The organism is uncultured Jannaschia sp., assembly GCF_947494025.1.
In the GTDB taxonomy this organism is placed as follows: domain Bacteria; phylum Pseudomonadota; class Alphaproteobacteria; order Rhodobacterales; family Rhodobacteraceae; genus Jannaschia.
The window spans coordinates 1-5,209 of the sequence record NZ_CANLTQ010000067.1; the positions used below are offsets into that span (position 1 = coordinate 1).

The window sequence follows — 5,209 nt, forward strand, 5'->3', positions numbered from 1 at the left end:
TAGACGACCCGTGCGGGCGGCGCGGCGCGCAGCCAGGTCCGAAGCGCCCGGAAGCCTCGTGCGTCGTTGGAGAAGCTCCGGCTGCCCCCGTCGCTCAGGCGCACGGCGTCGAGCCGGTCTTTGGAGATGTCGATCCCGATGCTATCATGAGTCATCTTCGCTGTCCTCTGCTTGTCATGCAGGGCTCTCGCCGCTGCGTATCCGTTCAGGCCCAAGGTGAAGACGGTGGCCGATCACACTCTAAAACGGTCCTTCTGCGACCAAGCCACTACCGATCCGACCACCGACCCATTCCTCGCAGACGAGCCGCGAAACGCATAAGACAAGCCTTCACGAAACGTTACCTGCGGGGAGACCTTGATCTCAGGGCCAGCATCTTCGGCATCTGGGGCCGGGAGGGCAGGGTCCATTGAGGGAGACCAAGTGTCGGGACCAGCAGATCAGTCTGCTTGTCGGCCATCGGGATCGGACCGGGACATACTGGCCCGGTTGCTGCAGCGCGAGAGGGTGGATGGCGGAAGCGGCGTGGCCCTTGACTAAAGGACCCGGCGTTCTCATGGTAGTCCAACAGACTACCGATGTGCTCGTTTGGAGATCATGATGGGAGTTCAGAAGCAATCGGTCAGCTTCACGGACGCGGCGTTCGCTTACGCACGCGAGCTCGTCGATCGAGGGGAGTATCCGACGATCAGCGCTGCTGTCTCGGGCGAGCTTGCCCGAGCGCGTGGCGCGCGCGCGCGTGAAGCAGCAATTCTGGAGGCTGAGGTCAAGCGCAGGCTCGAACTGCCCCTCGATCAGTGGGTTCCGGTGGGCAGTCTGGACGAGCTCACCGCAGGAGCATTCGCGTGCATCGAGGCTCTGGAGCGGGAGGCCGAGAACCAGGACCGTGGCTGATGAAGGTCGTGCCTCACCCGCTCCTCGAGCGGGACATCGTGGGCATGGCCGAACATATCTTCGCGGTTAGCGGCAACGGCGCCGCCGCACGCAGGCGGATTCTCGAGGCGAGGGAATTGATCGGGGTGGTCGTCGCGGAGCCCGGTCTGGGCACGACGCTCGACGCACCTCTTGATGGCTGGCGTGTCCGCCATGGTGGTCGCAACCGCAGGATTACGGTCGTGTTCCGCCACGACGCGGCTTCGGATGCACTCTACATCGCCCTGATCGCGTTCGGAGGACGTGACTGGGGGGCTCACGTGGCGAGGCGATCGGAGTTTGGCGGAAACGAATAATGCCGAGAGCGAGAACCGTTCGGACAGCTCGACGAACTCATACGGAAGGTGGCTGGCATTGCGCTGGTACAGATCGTGACGCTGTCCAGTCTCAAACCTGATTTTGCCAAGGGGCCTGAACACAGTCGGATACCAGCAAAAGGCGGATGCCTTTCGGCGTCGCGCAGTCAATCCCAGACCTGCTGCAGTCGCCCCCGAGAGCCGTACGGATGTGGGCAGGGGCTCCGCGTCTCGCCGGAAAGCCCCCGCACCCACGGATGCGCCGAAGGTACTGTAACCTGAGGTCTGGAAATTCATTTGACGATGGTGCCGTGAGCCCCTGCCGGGGCCGGCCCCGGCAGGGGCGATCCATTCTGGTATTCCATGGAGCTGCAACACCACCGTGGAGACAAGCGAATGGACAGGCAGCAGGATCGGACGATCGAGACTCTTCTGGAACATCCGATCGAACACGGACCCAATGACATCGCCACGGTCTTCGGCCGGGCCTTCGAGCTGGCGATGCGGATCGAGCGCGAGCGGTACCTCGACGCCGCCCCCTGCGAGCGGACGGATACCCGCCGCGGCTACGCGAACGGCTACAAGCCCAAGCGCATCGACACACCGGCGGGCACGATCGCGGTCGACGTCCCCAAGACCGCCGGCCATGACGGCACGACGTTCTGCCCGCAATCGCTCGAACGCGGCCGCCGGTCGGTTCGCGCCGTGATGCTGGCGGTGGCGGAAATGTACGTCAAGGGCGTGTCGACCCGGGAGGCCGAGCGGGTGATGCGCGAGTTCGGTCTCGACAGCCTGTCCTCGACCCGGGCCAGCCGCGCGGCCAGGCTGCTCGACGACGAGCTGGAGGCCTGGCGCACACGGCCTCCCGGCCAGATCACGTACCTGGTTCTCGATGCCCGGTACGAGAAGGTGCGTCAGGGCGGGATCGTGCGCGCCGCGGCCGTGCTCTCGGCCATCGGCGTCGGCCCGGACGAGCGCCGCCGGGTCCTTGGGCGTCTCCGTCGCCCTGTCGGAGGCCGAGGTCCACTGGCGGGCCTTTCTGGAAAGCCTCCGGGCCCGCGGGATGCGCGGGGTGGAGTACGTCGTCTCCGATGACCACGCCGGGCTGCGCGCCGCGCGCAGGGCGGGCCTCGGCGGCGCGACATGGCAGCGCTGCCGTTCGTCGGGGAAACTCTCCCCTGGAGAGTTTCCTGATCCTCCTCACCATCTCGCCCAGAACGCCATCCATCACGCGCCGACCCTGAAGAGCCGCAAGCGCATCGGTGCCGAGCTGCGCGACGTCTGGAACGCCGGCTCACCGGCCAAGTCCGAGGCCGCCCTGGCCGAGCTGGTTGCAGACGACCGGGACACCGCTCCGGCTCTCGCCGCATGGTTGGAAGAGGCCGTGCCCGAGGGTCTGGCCGTCTTCTCCCCGCCCGGCCCTCACCGCCGCCGGCTGCGCACCTCCAACCCCATGGAGCGGGCCGTCCAGCAGGAACTCAAACGCCGCACCGCCAAGGTGAGGGTCTTTCCGAACGAAGCCTCCCTCGAGCGCCTCGTCGGCGCCGTGCTGGTCGAGATCGACGACAAATGGGCCGCCGACACCAAGGCCTACATCAAATGGGAATGCCAGGATGCGTGATCAGGGCGTCGCGCAATTTCCAGACCTTGGGTTGCTCTATCGCTTGTCGGGCCCTTCTCGAACACGCCGGACGCTCCTTTGAGCAGCGCCTTCTTCCACTGGTGGATCAGCGTCGGGTGCACCTCGAACCGCGCGGCCAGCTCGGTCACCGACTGCTCCCCCTTCAGCGCCTCCAGCGCCACCTTCGCTTTGAACGCGGCCGCGACCCGCTTCCTCTTCGCCATCTCGTCCGTCTCCTTCTCGAAGACCAAGATGACCTCAGATCGTAGCTTCCGTCAGTGTCCGATTTCCAGGGAGCACCTCAGGCCTTCGGGCCACGGGGTCTGGATGTCGTGCGCATGACATCTCGGCGATACCGCATCGAGGGGCATGTCGTATGGCGGCAAGACGGCTGATGCTTCGCCCGCGCTTCGATGCCATTGGAGCGCCGGACGGCCGCCAGGTTACGACCGGACGTCTGGGGCATTGACGACGACTAGACCTTCTTGTCGTCATCCAGATCGCTATGCGCGGTCGTGATCGGGTCTCGGAACGACGGGCTTTTCGCCTTCGGGCTCGTCTTCGACCCGAGAACCGGATCTTCGGTCCCATCGTCCTTCAGGAGTGGATCATCCGAGCTCGAACTGTCGGCATTTTTCAGAGGTTCTGACGATCGCAGCGGATCACGGGGCTCGTCCGACATTGAAGATGGCGTATTCGTGCCGAGGCCCGTCGTGCGCGGTTGACCCGCCATTGCGGACGACGCCGTTGCGCTCGCACCAAGTCCCGGTGCCGATCGGGTCGTGTTCATGTCTGACGATGACCCGTACTCATCGCGATCGTTCCCGTAGACACCGGCATCGTCGTAGCGATCAGTCGGGACTCTCCGACCGGCCGAGTTCGGTCTCGGGTTTCGATTCGAACCCATCGCCAGCCAGGCGACACCAATCCCGATCAGGACGAGGGGGATCGGATTGGCCTGGGCGTTGCGCGCCAGGGTGTCGAGATGCCGGCGCCCGTCGCCGCGGAAATACGCAATCCCCTGCTCGACGAGCGCGTTCGGACTAAGCCGGGCTTCGAGGCTGTCGATGGACCCGGCGAGGTTCGCACGGGCCGCCTCGACGTCACGCTCGGCCTCGCGCGTGGTCTTCTGATCGTGTTTGCTGTCAGCCATTGTCTGAATTCCTTGGTTGAGACGAACGTTGGGACGGATCGGCGCGGCTCAGATCTGGTCGCGCGCCATCTCTCCGTCCTTCTTGACCTGCCGAATGGTCCGGTCCGGAACCAGGTTTCCGGGATCGAGCTTGCTCAGTCCGTTGCGCAGCAGAAGCGCGCCGATCACGGCAAACACCACGCCGACGAGCAGGGCTGCCAGCCCCTCGTAGGTCGGAAGCGTCCGTGCCGCGTCGAGGGCGGCTTCGACATTCTGATTGATCGCAGTGACCACCTGGGCCTGCCCCTCGTCGAGCCCGTCGAGCGCGACGACCTCCCGAGCCGCCGAAGGGTCGTCGCCGAAGATGCCGACGAGCAGGCGCGCGACGCCGCTGACAAGGGCGGACAGCAGAATGCCGAGCGAGACCGCCAGGAGCACGGCGCCCGCGATCAGCTCGCCGATTGCGGACTTCAATTGTGCCGCTTTCTCGGACATCTCGGCCCGGGCGAGCCGAATTTCCTGCTGGACCAGGTTCGAGCCGTGCCGAAGGACGTCGCTCGCGAGCCCCGCGGAGGAGCGGGACGTGTCAACGGGGTCGATCGGACGATGAGGGTCGGTTGGATCTGCCATGGATCAACTCCAGAATGGAAACGTACAAGGACGCGACAGGCGAAAACCTGATCATGTGAATGATGTAGTGCGTTAACCAAATGCCGGATCGTCCGTTCCAGAGCGTACAAACAAGCTAACTTTTATCAATTCGCTGATCGATGCGGAACTCGGTCTCCATTCTCAGCCTTTGAAAGGCACAACGCAAAACAACATTGTGGAGCCAACACCGATGAAATCTGTCCTTTCGACCTTGCTCGTCGGTACAGCCCTTACCGTTCCGTTCGCCGCGCCTGCGCAACAAACTTCGCTCGAGGAAGCTTGCGCCAACCTTCAGGCCGCTCTTACCAGCGAGTTGCCCGAGGGGGCCGATGAAGCGCAAGTGACGCAGATCGTCGAGACCGGCGATGTCGAGGCCTGCCGCGTCGAGTACGAGCGGCTGTTCGTTGCTCAGGATCAGTCGGATCAGGCGCAGTCCGAGACCAGCGCGACCGTGGCCGAGACGGAGTCGGTGACGCTGACCCTGCAGGACGAGGTCACGATCCAGGGCCGCGTGCTGCTCGATCAGACGCCGCCCCGCGTGGACATCGAGGAAAGCCCGGCCGAGGTCGAGATCGA

7 protein-coding genes and 1 pseudogene are annotated in these 5,209 nt (G+C 64.8%); 5 read left to right on the forward strand and 3 right to left on the reverse strand.

The annotated features are described in order from the left end of the window. Window positions 1-597: 597 nt before the first annotated feature. From Q1B08_RS20785 to Q1B08_RS20800, 4 genes are all read left to right on the forward strand, one after another. Complete coding sequence (locus Q1B08_RS20785) at window positions 598-894, forward strand: hypothetical protein (protein WP_299823116.1); 297 nt, start codon at window positions 598-600, stop codon at window positions 892-894. 44 nt (window positions 895-938) lie between these two features. After that, window positions 939-1,229 (forward strand): type II toxin-antitoxin system RelE/ParE family toxin, encoded by a 291-nt coding sequence (locus Q1B08_RS20790; RefSeq protein WP_299823098.1) that lies wholly within the window; start codon window positions 939-941, stop codon window positions 1,227-1,229. 396 nt (window positions 1,230-1,625) lie between these two features. Further along, complete coding sequence (locus tag Q1B08_RS20795) at window positions 1,626-2,324, forward strand: transposase (protein ID WP_299823101.1); 699 nt, start codon at window positions 1,626-1,628, stop codon at window positions 2,322-2,324. Next, entirely contained in the window at window positions 2,218-2,850 is a 633-nt protein-coding gene (locus Q1B08_RS20800) for a transposase (protein ID WP_299823104.1), read from the forward strand. The genes Q1B08_RS20795 and Q1B08_RS20800 overlap by 107 nt, the downstream gene beginning before the upstream one ends. A gap of 59 nt (window positions 2,851-2,909) precedes the next feature. On the opposite strand, the pseudogene Q1B08_RS20805 reads toward Q1B08_RS20800, so the two are convergent. The 3 genes and pseudogenes from Q1B08_RS20805 to Q1B08_RS20815 form a co-directional block, all read right to left on the reverse strand. Further along, window positions 2,910-3,074, reverse strand: a pseudogene (locus tag Q1B08_RS20805) (transposase); the annotation flags it as partial. A 251-nt stretch (window positions 3,075-3,325) separates the two neighbouring features. Continuing rightward, the gene (locus tag Q1B08_RS20810; protein ID WP_299823107.1) at window positions 3,326-4,003 is read right to left on the reverse strand and encodes a DUF3618 domain-containing protein; all 678 of its coding nucleotides are present in this window, start codon (window positions 4,001-4,003) and stop codon (window positions 3,326-3,328) included. A gap of 48 nt (window positions 4,004-4,051) precedes the next feature. Next, on the reverse strand, window positions 4,052-4,612 hold the full coding sequence (locus Q1B08_RS20815; RefSeq protein WP_299823110.1) for a phage holin family protein: 561 nt from the start codon (window positions 4,610-4,612) through the stop codon (window positions 4,052-4,054). Window positions 4,613-4,823: 211 nt separating this feature from the next. Between Q1B08_RS20815 and Q1B08_RS20820 the strand changes: the two genes are divergently transcribed. Further along, window positions 4,824-5,209: hypothetical protein (locus tag Q1B08_RS20820; protein WP_299823113.1), on the forward strand; the 386-nt coding region annotated here is incomplete at its 3' end.